At 60.5% G+C, this 14,133-nt stretch carries 12 protein-coding genes; 3 read left to right on the top strand and 9 right to left on the bottom strand.

Translation table 11 applies throughout. The features are described from left to right. Positions 1-141: 141 nt before the first annotated feature. Positions 142-2,442 carry a trimethylamine N-oxide demethylase gene (locus AX760_RS05860; protein WP_245294941.1) on the top strand — a complete coding sequence of 767 codons (2,301 nt, stop codon included), beginning with the start codon at positions 142-144 and terminating at the stop codon, positions 2,440-2,442. 107 nt (positions 2,443-2,549) lie between these two features. Here the strand turns inward: AX760_RS05860 and AX760_RS27075 are convergent, their stop codons facing one another. The 9 genes from AX760_RS27075 to AX760_RS05820 all read right to left on the bottom strand — a co-directional run bounded on the left by AX760_RS27075 (position 2,550) and on the right by AX760_RS05820 (position 11,294). Further along, positions 2,550-2,717: a hypothetical protein gene (locus AX760_RS27075; RefSeq protein ID WP_175552019.1), complete on the bottom strand. Its 168-nt coding sequence runs from the start codon at positions 2,715-2,717 to the stop codon at positions 2,550-2,552. Positions 2,718-2,816: 99 nt separating this feature from the next. Then, positions 2,817-4,172 carry an ammonium transporter gene (locus AX760_RS05855; protein WP_071832058.1) on the bottom strand — a complete coding sequence of 452 codons (1,356 nt, stop codon included), beginning with the start codon at positions 4,170-4,172 and terminating at the stop codon, positions 2,817-2,819. Positions 4,173-4,600: 428 nt separating this feature from the next. Further along, a complete protein-coding gene (locus tag AX760_RS05850) occupies positions 4,601-5,938 on the bottom strand; it encodes an NAD(P)-binding domain-containing protein (protein WP_071832057.1) in 1,338 nt (445 codons plus the stop codon). 219 nt (positions 5,939-6,157) lie between these two features. Further along, positions 6,158-7,198 (bottom strand): heme-dependent oxidative N-demethylase family protein, encoded by a 1,041-nt coding sequence (locus AX760_RS05845; protein WP_071832056.1) that lies wholly within the window; start codon positions 7,196-7,198, stop codon positions 6,158-6,160. A 35-nt stretch (positions 7,199-7,233) separates the two neighbouring features. Next, positions 7,234-8,199: a PDR/VanB family oxidoreductase gene (locus tag AX760_RS05840; protein WP_071832055.1), complete on the bottom strand. Its 966-nt coding sequence runs from the start codon at positions 8,197-8,199 to the stop codon at positions 7,234-7,236. Further along, positions 8,196-8,801: a dimethylamine monooxygenase subunit DmmA family protein gene (locus AX760_RS05835; RefSeq protein ID WP_071832054.1), complete on the bottom strand. Its 606-nt coding sequence runs from the start codon at positions 8,799-8,801 to the stop codon at positions 8,196-8,198. Before AX760_RS05835 ends, AX760_RS05840 begins: the two co-directional genes overlap by 4 nt. A 10-nt stretch (positions 8,802-8,811) precedes the next feature. Next, on the bottom strand, positions 8,812-9,945 hold the full coding sequence (locus tag AX760_RS05830) for an aminomethyl transferase family protein (RefSeq protein WP_071832053.1): 1,134 nt from the start codon (positions 9,943-9,945) through the stop codon (positions 8,812-8,814). 225 nt (positions 9,946-10,170) lie between these two features. Continuing rightward, complete coding sequence (locus AX760_RS05825) at positions 10,171-10,407, bottom strand: DUF982 domain-containing protein (protein WP_071832052.1); 237 nt, start codon at positions 10,405-10,407, stop codon at positions 10,171-10,173. Between the two features lie 176 nt (positions 10,408-10,583). Next, positions 10,584-11,294 (bottom strand): GntR family transcriptional regulator, encoded by a 711-nt coding sequence (locus AX760_RS05820; protein WP_071832051.1) that lies wholly within the window; start codon positions 11,292-11,294, stop codon positions 10,584-10,586. A 274-nt stretch (positions 11,295-11,568) separates the two neighbouring features. On the opposite strand from AX760_RS05820, the gene AX760_RS05815 reads away from it, so the two are divergent. Both AX760_RS05815 and AX760_RS05810 read left to right on the top strand, forming a co-directional pair. Then, positions 11,569-12,657, top strand: a complete 1,089-nt coding sequence (locus tag AX760_RS05815) for an ABC transporter ATP-binding protein (protein WP_071832050.1) — start codon at positions 11,569-11,571, stop codon at positions 12,655-12,657. A 24-nt stretch (positions 12,658-12,681) separates the two neighbouring features. Next, positions 12,682-13,989: an ABC transporter substrate-binding protein gene (locus tag AX760_RS05810; RefSeq protein ID WP_071832048.1), complete on the top strand. Its 1,308-nt coding sequence runs from the start codon at positions 12,682-12,684 to the stop codon at positions 13,987-13,989. Positions 13,990-14,133 lie beyond the last annotated feature (144 nt).

Here is a 14,133-nt window from a genome sequence, read left to right as displayed (position 1 = left end):
TGGCCACATTGTCCGGGCAGACTTCGTCGCGTCACGGGAGTGGGTTGCACATCGTGCTTCAGGGAGGACGAAATGGACGGACCGGCAGGACTTTCCGCCGTGTTGCAGCCGCCGCGGGCGAGCGCGATCCTGAGGCCCGGCATGCCGTCGCTGCCTGCCGGCGTGGAGCGGTACCGTGTGCGTGGACGCGGCACGACCGTGATCAAGGTGGCCGCTGGTGACCGCGTGACGCTGACCGATAGCGAGGGCTGCCAGCCCTGCGAGGTGAGTTTTGTCGATGCCAAGGGCCGGTTCAACGCCGCCGGTCTCGGAGCTGCATTCACGGGGGCCGCCGATGGCCTGAAGGACAGTCTGTCGCTCGACAATGACAGCGCACGCCGCACTTTGGGCGCGCTCAGGCGCCGGGGCGTCGATCTCGCGGATGCCAGGGCGCTGGTGCTGTTTGGTGACCACACACCGGCCGGGACGACGGCGGAACTGACGATGGCGCTTGACGGTCTCCTGATCGTTGCGGCGCCGGGTGCGGCCATGGACGCGGAAAGGCAGGACACGGCAACCGCGATCGATTTTCGCGTGACGCGCACGCGCATCCTGCGCTCCTATGAGGAGCGCCTGCCTGAACCGATGGCCGATCCGGTGCAGGATCTGCGCATTCCCGCGGCTAGGGCATCGGCCTATTTCGTGCGGGCCGGCGAATTCATCCAGATCATTGACGTCGCCGGACGGCAATGCACGGATTTTCAGGCGTTTGCAGCGCGCAAGGTCGACAAGGGGCTGGATCTGGCGCTGGATTCGACGGTGACGCGCACGCTGCTCGGGCGCAGTTATCCGACGCCAGGGCTGCCATCAAAGGCTTTCGACCGCGATTTCGAGCCGCTGGTTGAGATCGTGCAGGATACGGTCGGCCGCCATGACGCCTTCGCGACGGCCTGCAATTCGCGCTATTATGACGACATGGGCTATCCGGGGCATGTCAATTGCACGGATAATTTCAACCATGCGCTTGCACCCTACGGTATTGCGCCGCGCAAGGGCTGGGAAGCGATCAACTATTTCTACAACACCAATATCGACCACCAGAACCAGCTCTATCTCGACGAGCCCTGGTCGCGGCCGGGTGACTATATCCTGATGCGGGCGATGACCGACCTCGTCTGCGTCTCGTCCTCCTGTCCCGATGATATCGATGCCGCGAATGGCTGGGACCCGACGGACATCCATGTCCGCACCTATTCATCCGCCGAGAAATTCACGCGAGCAGTGGCCACCAGAATGACCCCAGATGCAGAGCCGGAACTGACACAGGAAACCGCTTTTCACCCGCGCCTTTCGGCGATGACGCGCAATTTCGCGGAGTATCGCGGCTACTGGCTGGCGAACCGCTTCAACAATGACGGGCCGATCGAGGAATACTGGGCCTGCCGAGAGAAGGCGGTGGTGATGGATCTGTCGCCGCTGCGCAAGTTCGAGGTGACCGGGCCGGATGCCGAGGCGCTTCTGCAATATTGCCTGACGCGCGACATCCGCAAACTGTCGCCGGGGCAGGTGGTCTATACCGCCATGTGTTATGAAAACGGCGGCATGATCGACGACGGCACGGTCTTCCGTCTGGCGCAGAACAATTTCCGCTGGATCGGCGGCGACGATTTCTCCGGCATCTGGCTGCGCCAGCAGGCGGAGACGATGGGCTACAAGGCCTTTGTCCGCGCATCGACCGACCAGATGCACAATCTCGCCGTCCAGGGGCCGGCCAGCCGCGAGATCATCAGGGAGATCATCTGGACGGCGCCGTCGCAGCCGTCGATCGGCGAACTCGACTGGTTCCGCTTTTCGGTCGGCCGCATCGGTCATTTCGAAGGCGCGCCGGTCGTCGTCTCAAGGACGGGTTACACCGGCGAACTCGGTTATGAAATCTTCTGTCATCCGAAGGATGCGATCGCGGTGTTCGATGCGGTCTGGGAAGCCGGGCAGAAGCATGGGATCAAGCCAATGGGGCTCGAAGCGCTCGATATGGTACGGATCGAGGCCGGTCTGATCTTTGCGCATTCCGACTTCACCGATCAGACCGATCCTTTCGAGGCGGGCATCGGCTTCACCGTGCCGCTGAAATCGAAAACCGAGGATTTCATTGGACGGGAAGCGCTGATCAAGCGCAAGGAAAACCCGCGCTACAAACTCGTCGGTCTCGACATCGACAGCAATGATGCCGTCGGCCATGGCGACACGGTGCATATCGGCCGCGCCCAGGTCGGCGTCGTCACCAGCGCGACGCGCTCGCCGCTTTTGAAGAAAACCATCGCGTTGGCACGCCTGGACGTGCTGCATTCAGCGCTCGGTACGGAGGTGGAGATCGGCAAGCTGGACGGCCACCAGAAGCGCTTTCCGGCGCGGATCGTGCCCTTTGCGCATTATGATCCGCAGAAGCTGAAACCGCGATCCTGAGTGTTTCCGGCCCGGACTGGGCTTAATCGAAGTCTGGATCAGGCACCATCAAGACGCAGAAAAAGGGCCGGGATGCAGCATCCCGGCCCTTTGACCTGGTATGAAAGCTAGTCGAGCTGGCTGCGCTCGTAGGCTTCTGTCTCGTGTTTCGAGCCATAGGCAATGGCGCCGATGGTGAAGGCGATCGCGGCAATCAGGAAGAAGCTTGTGGAGAAGCTGCCAAAGCCGGTGAAATAGGCTTCTGCGCCTTCCCAGGTGGTGATGGGAGAACCCATGTCAATCCTTTCAAGGTCTAGCCCCATGCTGTCGTGGCATCCGGGGCGGGGGGTGATTTGACGGGTGCCGCACGTTTGGCCGCGCGGCACCCATGGATCTTATTCGCCCGGGAAGGGAACTTGCGTCATGCCGCCGGGTGTCGTTCCGAAATGGCCTTCCGGATAGGCGCGGACAGGAACCTTGGCCTTGTCCATGCCCATGATCTCGATCTTCTCGGGAATGCGCAGCTTGCCCATTGCTTTCAACAGCATGGATACGAGGAAGCCCGGAACGAAGCCGACGAGTGCCATGGTGACGGCACCGATCAACTGCGCGAGGAAGTTGGTATCGGGCGCGCCCTCGACCGTCTGCGGATACCCCGAAGCGAAGATGCCAAAGGCCAAAATGCCCCACAAACCGCCAATGCCATGAACCGAGACGGCGCCGACGGCGTCATCAACGCCCATTTTCTGCAGGAAGCGGTCTGCCAGCGGCGTGATCAGGCCGCCACCGACGCCGAGCAGGAAGGCCAGAGGCGGATAATAGACATCGAGACCGGGAGCGGCCGCAAAGATGCCGGCCAGAGCGCCGGACATCATCCAGAACGGATCGCGCGTCATCAGCCATGCGCCGATGATGCCGCCTGCAAAGCCCATGAGAACGTTGAAGGACACGGCCGACAGCGTCGTCGGATTGCCGAAGATGCTCGTCCACTGGCCATCGCCGATATAGATCATGCAGCCGCCGAGGAAGCCGAAGAAGCCGACGATGATCAGCATCAGGCCGAAGATGGCGAAGGGCAGGTTGTGGGGGCTGAGATCATTGATCTTGCCGCCGGGGCCGAACTTGCCGATGCGCGGGCCCAGGTTGATCAGCACGCCGAGCGCAAAGAAGCCGGCAACCATGTGCACGCAGCCTGCTGCGCCAAAATCATGCCAGCCGAATTTCGTCAGCAGCCAGCCGCCGCCATGCCAGGACCAGGATGCAGCCAGGATCCAGGCGAAGCAACCGAGGACGATGGCAAGGACGATGAAGGCGGAGAGCCGGATGCGTTCGATGACGGCACCCGACAGGATCGAGGCTGTCGTCGCCGCAAAGAGTGCAAACGCACCCCAGAAGATGCCCGATGCGCTGTCGGTCAGGTTCGGGCCCATCGAGGCAGACCAGGGCAGGCCGGCGGCGCCGGTCTCGAGATTCGGGGTGATGCCGGCGGGGAAGGCAAGGTAGATCCACCAGCCGACGAAGTAGAAGACCGGGATGATGAAAGCGACGGCAAGGATGTTCTTGATGCCCGAGGCAAGCACGTTCTTGGCGCGGGAAGCCCCCATTTCATAGGCGAGGAAGCCGGCGTGGATCGCAAACATCAAGGCGATGCACCACCAGTAAAATATCTCCATGTCGATTTTCTTCATCCAGCCTGAGCTGGCTTCGAGCGTTGCCACCTTGGCGGCAAGCTCCGTCAATTGCTGTTCCATGTCGTCCCCTTTCTTGAGCCGTTGTCTGCCGTTGCAGCTTGTCTGGCAGCAGGGAATACAATCAGAGATAATGGACGCAACGATCCTGCCCGGAACCCAGGTTGTGGCATTTTTTGAAAGTATCGTTTCCGTCCGCCCCGGTTGTTATTTCACGCATGTCAGAAAGCTGCAAAAATCGGGAGGCTGAAAAAGAGTTTATATTCATCGATAATAGTTTCAAGGGGTTATGTTACTGAAATTAAAGTAATTTATGACTATATTTTCCGCAATCTATTTTAAAAAATGGGCAATTGAATATTTTTTCAGCGAAAGATGGTGTGTTGCGCACGTTGGCTCAAAACGCAAACGACGCGGCAAAAATCGCCGCGTCGTGGAACAGGGGGACGGCGCTTTCGCCGTGTCGTCAGGGCCTATGCCAAGGCCCGCAGTCAGTTCTTCAGATATACCTCCAGCGTGTCGTCCATCGCTTCCAGCCAGGGCGTATGATGCTTGGGCGCCATGGTGCCGGTCATCAGGGATTTGTAGGCGTTGTCGCGGAAGCCCATGATGTTGTCGGCCTTGTGGTGTTCCCATTCCATGAAGGTCTTGTTGGTGCCTTCGATGTCGAATTTCGGATAGTCGGTATCGGCCAGCAATTCGATGACATAGTCGCCCTGGAACCAGATCATCTGCTCGGCGTCTTCAAGCGTTTCCTCGCGGGCGCGCCAGCTGTCGAAATGCGCTTTCATCTCGTCCTTCGAGGGAAGCGTGATCCGGCCCATGATCACGTCGCGGGCGTACCAGGCCTGGGCGTCGAACATGTTGAAAGTGTAGAACTGGTCCTGCATGCCGATATACATCAGCTGTGGATTGTCCTCGTAGACGACGCCCTTGTAGAGGTTGTCGGACCAGAGCCGGTTGGCGGTCTTCAGGCGCAGGTCGTCGGGCAGAAACGGGAAATGGTGGAGATAGCCGGTGCACAGGATCAGCGCATCGACCTCCTTGGTCGTGCCATCGGCGAAATGCGCTGTTTTGTTGACCAGTTTCTGCAGCAGCGGACGCTCCTCGAAGCGTTCCGGCCATTTGAAGCCCATCGGCTTGGAACGGTAGCTGGTGGTGACCGACCTTGCGCCGTATTTCCAGCATTGCGAGCCGATGTCCTCAGCCGAGTAGCTGCGCCCGACGATCAGCACGTCCTTGTCCTTGAACTCCAGCGCATCGCGGAAGTCATGGGCGTGCAACACGCGACCGCCAAAGGTTTTCACGCCTTCGAAATAGGGAACATTCGGGGTCGAGAAATGGCCGGAGGCGACGACGACATAGTCGAAGATCTCGTCATACATCACGTCGTTGACGCGGTCGTGCGCGGTCACCGTGAAGGTCTTTGATTCCTCGTCGAAGCGCACCATGCGCACCGGCGTCGAGAAGCGCACCCAGTCACGGACATTGGCCTTTTCGACGCGGCCCTTGATATAGTCCCAGAGTACGGCGCGGGGTGGGTAGGAGCCAATCGGCTTGCCGAAATGCTCCTCGAAGGAATAATCGGCAAATTCCAGACACTCTTTCGGCCCGTTCGACCAGAGATAACGATACATGCTGCCATGGACCGGCTCGCCATATTCATCGAGGCCGGTGCGCCAGGTGTAGTTCCACAGGCCGCCCCAGTCGGCCTGCTTCTCAAAGCAGACGACTTCGGGGATCTCGGCGCCCTTCTGGGCGGCGGACTGGAAGGCTCTCAATTGCGCAAGACCGGATGGTCCTGCGCCGATCACGGCTACTCTGGTCATGTTGGTGCGTTCCCTTTTTATGTCGTTGTCAGATTGGCGAAAGGCCCCTTCCAACCGTCCCCGCAAGGGGAGGGCCTACCCTGTCGACACCTCCAGCCAAACCGGCGCAATTGAAGCAAAGCTGCACGGACAAACTCGGAAGCCATTGTCGGAAGCCATTGTCGGAAGCGGTCTCTCCCGCCCCCTTGTGGAGAGGGTTGGGGAGGGGCCTTCCTGTCGTCAATCAGGATGTATCCCGGCACTTGTCGGGGACCCGTCGTCGTATTTCGAAAGCCAGTCGATCATCAGCGGGCGGTTGCGGGTGAGGCCCTTGTAGTCGATGATTTCGGGCGGCAGGCTTTGCAGGACACGGGGGAGGCGGCGGGCCCATTTCGGCACGGTCACCAGTTCCTCGAGGCTGATCAGATAACAGCGGATAACGAACAGGATGGCGTTGGAGCGCGGCAGGCGCCAGAGGCTCTGCAGCTCGACGCGCAGGTGCATCTTCTGCCCGACATTCTCAGGTGTGACGGTCAGGCGGTCCGGTCCCCATTTGTGGTAGTTTTCCGGGCTTGTATCGAGCCGCGGATTGACCGTCATCGTCCAGTTGAGGCGCCGGGTCGGCTTGCCCTGCTGCAGGTTCAGGAGGAATTTCAACGCCCGGTCGAAAATGCCGATCTGGTGGGCGAGCGGCACCGGCCCGTGCCATTCCATGAAGTTCATGCCGATATCGAAATCCAGCGACCAGTCGGCCTGGGTGGTGACCATGCCGGCATCCATCCAGAGATTGTTGTCGCGCTGGTCGACGATGCAGAAATCGCCCTGCGCCTGGCGGGTGATGTATTCCATCGGCGGATAGGGCAGGGTCGAGGGGTCACCGAAGGTGAAGGTGTCATCGATGCCCATCGGCCGGTTGATCCAGCGCCAGCGGTCGCCATCCTTCGTCAGGGTGAAATGCGCGGGATAATCCTGCGCCTGATGCTCCATCAGCAGTTCCAGCACGTCCCATTGCGCCGCCATCATGTGCGGCAGGGCCTGGCAGCGCAGCGGGTCTTCCTTGAGCACCTTGGCGCGGTCCTGCATCTCGGCGACATAATGTTCATCGACGTCAACAAGGTTTTCAAAGACGCTGTCGGCCTTGCCCCTGACATGCGGCTCCATGTTGACCGAATACATGTAGTCGTCGCGGTCGAAGGGAAAAGGGAAGCGCCGGATGTTGTAGAGGCTGTTGCGGAAGGTGAAGTCGTCGCGAAACGTCTCGCTCTTGAAGGTGATGGTCATCAGTCCGGTCCCCTTTTTTCGTTTGAATGCGGACGCTAGAGTTGAAGAACGAGCTGCTGGCCCTTGAAGCGCGAGACGCAGATCATGACTTTCCCGCCCGACGCCTTTTCCGCGTCCGACAGGTAGATGTCGTTGTGCTCGAGCATGCCATCGCTGGAGACGACTGCGGTCTCGCACTGGCCGCAGGCGCCGCCGCGACACATGTAGGGTGCGTCGCAGCCATGGGCCTCGGCGGCCTCCAGTATGCTCTGGTGCTCGCCGACCGTCATGTGGATATTCGATTTTTCGAGGAAGACCTGGAAAGGCAGGCCGGCTGGCGGCGCGAGGAAACGCTCCGAATGCAGGTTTTCCTTCGGCCATCCCGCCTGCAAGGCCGTGAGCAGCACGCCGTCGATCATGCCGGCCGGTCCGCAGACATAGAGATGGGTGCCGAGCGGCTGGTTTTCGACAATCGTGGCGAGGGGAAGGGTGCTTTTTTCCTCATCGACATAGATCTTGATCCGGCGCGCGCCATATCGATCGAGCAGTTGTTGCCAATAGGCGCCGTGGGTGCGCGAGCGAATCGCATAGTGCAGTTCGAAGGCGACGTTGTCGCGGCTGAACTGGTCCATCATCGCCAGGAACGGCGTGATGCCGATGCCGCCGGCAATCAGGATGTGCTTGCGGCCGCGATGGTCGGGCGCGAAGAGATTGACGGGCTGGCTGACCGTTAGCTGATCGCCCGGCTTGACCTGCTCGTGCATGAAGATCGAGCCACCGCGCGAATTGGGAACCCGCAAAACGCTGATGTCATAGCCGCTATTGTCATCCGGGCTGGACATCAGCGAGTAGGGGTTGCGACGCAGCAAGCCGTTGTCGTTCATCGAGACGACAACATGGGCGCCACCGGAGAAGAACGGCATCGGCTGGCCGTCCAGCCGTTCGAAGCGGAAGCGCTTGACGAGATCGGTGACCTGCGTCACATCGGCGACCCGGACGGGCATGTCTGTGCTGAGGCTCACGGGAACATCTCCTCCGGCTGCGGGGCGGTGCCCGGTTCTTCCGCATCGATGTTGACGCCCTGGAACGCGCCCAGACGCCGCGAATAGTGATCGCGCACCAGAAGCGACAATCCGCAATGGGTGCAGGCAAAGGGGCTGGTCGTCACATCATCGGTGATGCCCTTGCAGTGCACGCATTGCACGCGCCGCGCCGTCGAACCGCGATGTTCGGTGTGGATCGAATTGAAATCGACGCCGTATTCGAGGACCACCTGCATGATCTGGCCGATGAAGCCCTCGGTGCCGGCGACATAGATGCGCGTGCCCATCCGGGCCTGCTCGAGACAGGCGCGCAGGCGAAACAGCATCGGCTGCAGCGTCGGTGCCTGCCAGAAAATGTCGGGCGACAGGGCGGCCATGACCGCGTCATAGGCCTTGGGGGCTGCACCCCCGGCCAGATAGAGGATTTCGGATCTGGCGAGGAAATCCTTGCCCTTGGCCTCGACCTGATCCGTCAAGGCTTTTGCCCCTTCGCCCTCAAGGACGAAGAGGTGGCGTTTCGCATGGGGATCGATCTCGAGCCCCTTGTATTCCGGTCTGCTTTTGATCCCTTGAACAAGCATGCTGATGTCCTCAGCCCTGCGCCGTCCGTTTTGTCTTTTTCGGATCGTCGAAGGTGATGGTGTGGGCGATCGCCGGCGCGTTGACGGTCTTCCCCTTCACCTCGAGTTTCGTGCCCTGGACAGCATAGGGAACATCGACGCGCATGATGGCCATCGAGCGATTGGTCAGTTTCGAATAGGAAGGGCAGGTGATGGTGCCGACTTTCCTGCCGTCGGCCCAGACCTCGTCGCCGAGATCGGTCGGGCCATCGGCCTCGACCAGAAGGCCGAAAATCTTGAAGCGCTCCTTGCCCTTCAGGCGGGCATGTTCTTCCGCCCCACGAAAGCCGGTCTTGCCGGGGCTGACGGTGAAATCGAGCCCGAGTTCCCAGAGGCTGTCGCCGGGCTGCTCGTCGGCGAAGGGATACATCTGCGAATTGTCGTAGGGGTAGAACAGGAGGTAGCTCTCGACGCGCAGCATGTCGAGCACGCTGAAGCAGACGGGGATGATGCCGATGTCCTTGCCTTCGTCGACGATGCGGTCCCAGACCAGGCCGGCATCCTGGCCGCGCACGAAAATCTCGTAGCCGCGCTCGCCGGTATAGCCGGTGCGCGAGATCATCACCGGCGCGCCGAACAGGGTCGTCTGCATGTGATGGAAATATTTGAGGTCGCGAATGCCGGGCACGTATTTTTCGAGATAGTCGACGGCCAGCGGGCCCTGCAGCGACAGGTCATGCAGATCGTCGTCGAACAGCACGGCGCAGTTGCGGCCAACGGCCTGCTTGGCGATTTCCTCGGAGCCGGTGCCCGAGCCGTGCACCAGCATCCAGGCATTCGGGCCGGTGCGGTAGACGATGCAGTCATCTGTGAAATGGCCGCGATCGTTGAGCATGCAGGCATAGACCGACTTGCCGGGATAGACCTTGGTCATGTCGCGGGTGGTAATGTATTCGAGAATGGCAATGGCATGCGGCCCGACGAGGTGAACCTTCTTCAGGCCCGACACGTCCATGATGCCTGCCTTGGTGCGCACGGCGATGTGTTCAGCGGAGATGTCCTTGTCGTAAGTCCAGGCGGTTCCCATGCCGCTCCAGTCCTCAAGGTTGGACCCCAGTGCCCGATGCCTGTCGGCGAGGGCAGAAAAACGCCAGCTCAGTGCCATGATCAGTTCCCTTGATTTATTTCACTCTGTGGAAATAATTATTCCTGAGTATATTCGCGTTTTTGGGAACGGCAAGCCCATCTCTGCGTTTTTCGCCTTTCAAATTTACACGCGAAAACTCCCGCCGGGATATGGGGCGGGCGTTTGGCAATGGCAATCGGACGTTCGGGCGGTGTGGTCGGCACCTTGTCGTGCGGCGCGCGCGTTAGTGCCCGGTTGTGCGTTTCATGCCAGTATGCCCGCCTGACGCGCGGCATCGGCAAAAGCGGCATGGGCCTTCTTCGGGCTCGTGATGCCGTCCAGTGCGTCAAGGCAATGCTGCAGGGCGCGACGGTAGGCCCGGTCCCTGCATGCCGGCCAGTTGCGCAGAAACTCGACGGCGTCCCATGCGGTTGCTATGATGAGTTCCTGGCTGCTGCGGATGATGATGCGGATGGGATTTGGGAAACTCTTGTAGCTCACGATCTTCTCGTCCTTGCATTACAAATAGGCGAGCGAGAAACGCGGCGACGGGCATTTGGTTCCGCCGATTTTTCATGTGTTTGTATCTGTTTATAAAGGGAAATATTGTTCTCCCGACAGGCGGTTCCGGGCAACTCCCACTGTGCCCGCCGGGCGATCCGCGCTGACGGCAGGTGTCAGAGATTGAGCGCTTCCTTGAGGTCCGCGCCCTTCTTGATGCGAAGGTCGAGATCGGCCTCGATATGATCGATATGATGCAGCATCAACCGGCAGGCCAGGGCCTGATCGCGCGCTTCCAGTGCCTCGACAATGTCGCGGTGATCGTTGTGGCCGCAGCTCGAGATGCTGGACTGCCCGTAGAGCGCGATGACCAGGGAGGATCGGGCGACCAGTTCGTCCATGAAGCGCAGCATGATGGCGTTTCGTGCAATTGCCGACAGTGCCAGGTGAAAATCGCCAGACGCCTTGATTTCGGCCCGACGCGCCGACTGGCCGCGTTCGACAGTCAGCCTTTCCTCCGCCGCCAGCAGATCCCGAAGGTCCGACACATCCTTTGGCGTGATGTGCTTCATCGCCTCGGTCACGATACCGGGCTCTATCAGCCGGCGGGTGGCAAAGATCTGGCGGGCTTCCTCGGGAGAGGGGTGGGCAACGAAGGCGCCACGGTTTTTCTCGACATGAACGAGACCTTCATAGGAAAGCGCCTGCAAGGCGCCGCGGACCAGCGTGCGACTGACGTTGAAGAGAGTGCCGACATCGGTTTCCGTCAGCTTCGTGCCGGGTGCCAGCCGACGCTCGACGATTGCATCGCGGATGGCGACGCGGATATGGTGAGCGCTGACATCGGCGCCCTCGTCGCTGAAGATGGATTTTCCGGCAGTCGTCATCGTCGTCGTATTCCAGTTCGATGCGTCACTCTTAGCGCAGATGCCGGCCAAAGTTAACCGGGATTTTGTCGGCATTCTGCCGTCTGTATTGTATACAATAACTGCCTTCATTGAAAACAAAACGCTCAAATTATGGGCAGTGCAAAATCGGGATACTGTCGGTGGAGAACCGGACACATTTTCTCGATCCGTTTAATTTCAGTGGTTTAACGCTTAAGCCCGCAACTGGCACGCTTGATGCTTTGTCTGTTTCCAATAATAGGGAACAGTCTTCATGTCCAAAGCCTCCGAGATCGACATTGTCTCCGTTTCAAAGATCTACGGCAATACCACGGCCGTGCATGCGATCAGCCTGAAGATTCCGGCCGGCAGCTATTGCTGCCTGCTCGGTCCCTCCGGCTGCGGCAAATCCTCGACGCTGCGGATGATCGCCGGTCATGAAAGCATCTCGCTCGGTGATGTCAGGCTTGGCAATACGGTTGTCACGGATTTTCCGCCGGCCAAGCGCGGCACGGCAATGATGTTCCAGTCCTATGCGCTGTTTCCGCATCTCGACTTGGTCGACAATGTCGCTTTCAGCCTGAAGATGAAAGGCGTGGAGAAGGCGGAGCGCCGGGCAAAGGCGCTCGACATGCTCAAACTGATGCAGATGGAGGCCTATGCCAATCGCCGGCCGGCCCAACTGTCCGGCGGCCAGCAGCAACGCGTGGCGCTCGCCCGGGCGCTGATCACCGATCCGGAAGCGCTTCTGCTCGACGAACCGCTTTCGGCTCTCGACCCATTCCTGAAAATCCGCATGCGGGCGGAACTGAAGAAGCTCCAGAAGACCCTCGGCATCACCTTCGTGCACGTCACCCACAGCCAGGAAGAGGCGATGGCGCTGGCCGATCTCGTCGTCGTCATGAATGACGGCCGGATCGAGCAGGCTGCGCCGCCGCGCGAGGTGTTCGAGCGGCCGGCCACTGCTTTCGTGGCGCGCTTCATGGGCGACCACAACGTTCTGACCGGCCGCGCCGTTTCGAGCGCGGAGGGCAAGGTCGTGATGGAGGTGCCTGAAGGCCTGACATTTGCGGTCCATGGCGATCCGCAGGAACCCGGCGCGCCTGTTGATCTCGGCATCCGCACTGACCGGGTGCGCATCGAGCCGGCCTCGGCACCGGGGCTCGGCTTCAACGGCATCGTCTCCAATATCGAATATCGCGGCGCCTCGGTGAAGATCACCGTCATCGGTGCCGGCAGCGACGATTTTACCGTGATCGTCGGCGACAGCAGTTTCTACGCCAAACCCGTCGCCGTCGGCGATGCGGTCTCTCTGAGTTGGGCGGAGGAGGATGTCATCCTGCTCGGCCGCGTTACCGCCTGATCAACACATAAAAAGGGAACGGACATGACAGAAGAAACCAAGACGACCAAGACGACCAAGACGACTGCGGGCCTCTCGCGCCGCACATTGCTGAAGACCGGCGCCGCCGCAACCGGTGCCATCATCGGCTCCGGCCTGGTCACGGGCTTCCCGACGATCTGGGCACAGAACCCGATCACGCTGCGCCAGTTCGGCACCGGCGTTTCGAACATCAATGCCATCGCCGAGAAGTGCAAGGCCGACCTCGGCATCACGCTCGAAATGACGGCAACGGATTCGGATGCGGCCGCCCAGCGCGCCGTCACCCAGCCGGACAGTTACGACATCGCCGACATCGAATACTGGATCCTCAAGAAGGTATTTCCGGCCGGCGTCATCCAGCCGATGGATATCAAGAAGCTGAAATATTACGACAAGATCGTGCCGCTGTTCAAAACCGGCAAGCTGACGCCGGACAGCGTGATTGCGCAGGGCACGGCGCCGCACACGGTCGGTTATGTCGAAAAGGCCGGCGACAAGACCTTTGCCAAGGGCGAAACCGAACTGTTCACGATGGTTCCGACCATCTACAACGCCGACACGCTCGGCATCCGCCCCGACCTCGTCGGCCGCGAGATCACCTCCTGGGCCGATATCATGGACCCGGCCTTCAAGGGCAAGACCTCGATCCTCAACATTCCCTCGATCGGCATCATGGATGCGGCGATGATCTGCGAAGCCATGGGCATCATCAAATATGCCGACAAGGGCAACATGACCACGGCGGAAATCGACACGACGATCGACTTCCTGATCAAGGCCAAGCAGGACGGGCAGTTCCGCGCCTTCTGGAAGTCGTTCGATGAATCGGTCAACCTGATGGCATCAGGCGAAGTCGTCATCCAGTCGATGTGGTCGCCGGCCGTGGCCGCCGTCCGCTCGAAAGGCATCGCCTGCAAGTACCAGCCGCTCAAAGAAGGCTATCGCTCCTGGGGTGGTGGTCTTGGTCTTGCCGCCCACCTCGAGGGTGCGCAGCTCGACGCCGCCTATGAGTACATCAACTGGTACACGTCCGGCTGGGTCGGCGGCTATCTCAACCGCCAGGGCTACTACTCCGCTGCCATGGACACCGCCAAGGAATTCATGTCGGCCGACGAATGGGGCTACTGGATCGAAGGCAAGCCGGCTGCAGGCGACATCATGTCTCCGGAAGGCAAGGTCATGGAGAAGGCCGGCGCGGTGCGCGATGGCGGCTCGTTCGAAGAGCGCATGGGCAAGGTCGCCTGCTGGAACTCGGTCATGGACGAGGACCGCTACATGGTGCGCCGCTGGAACGAATTCATCGCGGCGTAAGATCTGTCGTCTCCCCGCCGGGGAGACGGTGGCGTCACTCCCTCCCCTTTGTGGGGAGGGTTGGGGAGGGGCTTCTGTACCGAAGAAACCCCCTCCCGACCCTTCGGGTCACCCTCCCCACGAGGGGGAGGGATCGATCGAGAA

Source organism: Pararhizobium antarcticum (assembly GCF_001885585.1).
Taxonomy (GTDB): domain Bacteria; phylum Pseudomonadota; class Alphaproteobacteria; order Rhizobiales; family Rhizobiaceae; genus Pararhizobium; species Pararhizobium antarcticum.
Note: the sequence above shows the minus strand (reverse complement) of the source record. Positions and strands in the feature narration are given on the sequence as shown.

What these genes read in the sequence shown, in the direction of transcription:
- AX760_RS05850 (WP_071832057.1), bottom strand. Translation starts at nt 5,938, where the DNA reads ATGACCAGAGTAGCCGTGATCGGCGCAGGACCATCCGGTCTTGCGCAA.
- AX760_RS05815 (WP_071832050.1), top strand. Translation starts at nt 11,569, where the DNA reads ATGTCCAAAGCCTCCGAGATCGACATTGTCTCCGTTTCAAAGATCTAC.
- AX760_RS05855 (WP_071832058.1), bottom strand. Translation starts at nt 4,172, where the DNA reads ATGGAACAGCAATTGACGGAGCTTGCCGCCAAGGTGGCAACGCTCGAA.
- AX760_RS27075 (WP_175552019.1), bottom strand. Translation starts at nt 2,717, where the DNA reads ATGGGTTCTCCCATCACCACCTGGGAAGGCGCAGAAGCCTATTTCACC.
- AX760_RS05830 (WP_071832053.1), bottom strand. Translation starts at nt 9,945, where the DNA reads ATGGCACTGAGCTGGCGTTTTTCTGCCCTCGCCGACAGGCATCGGGCA.
- AX760_RS05845 (WP_071832056.1), bottom strand. Translation starts at nt 7,198, where the DNA reads ATGACCATCACCTTCAAGAGCGAGACGTTTCGCGACGACTTCACCTTC.
- AX760_RS05835 (WP_071832054.1), bottom strand. Translation starts at nt 8,801, where the DNA reads ATGCTTGTTCAAGGGATCAAAAGCAGACCGGAATACAAGGGGCTCGAG.
- AX760_RS05820 (WP_071832051.1), bottom strand. Translation starts at nt 11,294, where the DNA reads ATGACGACTGCCGGAAAATCCATCTTCAGCGACGAGGGCGCCGATGTC.
- AX760_RS05860 (WP_245294941.1), top strand. Translation starts at nt 142, where the DNA reads ATGCCGTCGCTGCCTGCCGGCGTGGAGCGGTACCGTGTGCGTGGACGC.
- AX760_RS05810 (WP_071832048.1), top strand. Translation starts at nt 12,682, where the DNA reads ATGACAGAAGAAACCAAGACGACCAAGACGACCAAGACGACTGCGGGC.